The following is a 1,022-nucleotide window of genomic DNA, read 5'->3' on the forward strand; positions in this document are numbered from 1 at the left end:
TTGGATTCTCGCTTCCCCAGCGTTCGTGCTGGAATCAGCGTGTCCAAGATCAGGGGGCAGGCCCCGCTGACTACTCTCGTCCCACCCGGGCGAACTGGACGATCTGAGCCTGTTGCGGTGATGGCCACGTTAGCTCAGGGGGATTGTGTAGACCTCGGGCCAGTCTTCGAAGCGGATTTCCACACTGATCGAGTCGCGTGTCAATTCCTCCGGGAGATCGAACTGATGGGTCGTCGGCGCAATGTCTGCAGTGCACGGCTCGTTTGAAGAGGATCCGAACGTTACGGAAACGAGGTCATCCCCGTTGGACTCGACCTTCGTTGCCACCGCCGGGCAGCTCGAGCTGCCCATGGTCACAACCGCAAACGACTCGCCGCGCTCGACCCAGACGGCGGTTGGCGATTCACTCAGTGGGTCGAGCTGGACGCCGTCGGGTGCGCCACGGCTCACGGTGCCGATGATGGGCTTGGGTGCACACCCAGCAAGTGCGATCACGAGAAGGCACGACGCAACCAACGGGACTGAGCTCGGCACAGACGTCACGGTCCCCATCTTCGCGCGGGACCGACGCGTACGGTGACCTTCACGTAGTCCGAACTCGCTGCCACGCGTCACGCGACATCGCCGCTCTCGGCGAGCTGGTCGCGCAGGATCTTCCGCGTACGCGACAGGCGGGTCCGGACCGCTGTGGCGGGCTTGCCGATGATGAGCGCGACCTCTTCCTGGCTGAATCCGTCCCAGTAGACGAGTCGCACGATCTCCTGATCGATCTCGGGGAGAAACTCGATGAGAGCTCGAACGTGATGTGCGAGCTCGGCCTCCTCGTCACTCGTGGTCATCTGGACGGCTTGATCTCCGGAGAGTGTCGCCCGCAACCGGTCGCTGAGCGCGGACCGGCGGACTCGTCCGCGCCGATACCGCGACAGCACCTTTCGGGCGATGCCGAACAGCCACGCGCGGAGCAGCTCCGGCTCTACGGTGCTTGTCTTGTGCGACTTCCACGCAGCAAGGAAGGTTTCGCT

The 1,022-nt window shown here is 63.6% G+C and carries 2 protein-coding genes; both read right to left on the reverse strand.

What is annotated here, in order from left to right:
- Positions 1-129: 129 nt before the first annotated feature.
- A complete protein-coding gene (locus ABD161_RS15555) occupies positions 130-450 on the reverse strand; it encodes a hypothetical protein (RefSeq protein WP_344005037.1) in 321 nt (106 codons plus the stop codon).
- A gap of 161 nt (positions 451-611) precedes the next feature.
- Positions 612-1,022, reverse strand: a 411-nt coding sequence (locus ABD161_RS15560) for an RNA polymerase sigma factor (protein ID WP_344005040.1), incomplete at its 5' end; no start/stop codon positions are given.

Origin of the sequence: Microbacterium paludicola, assembly GCF_039529675.1 — a bacterium.
GTDB lineage: Bacteria > Actinomycetota > Actinomycetes > Actinomycetales > Microbacteriaceae > Microbacterium > Microbacterium paludicola.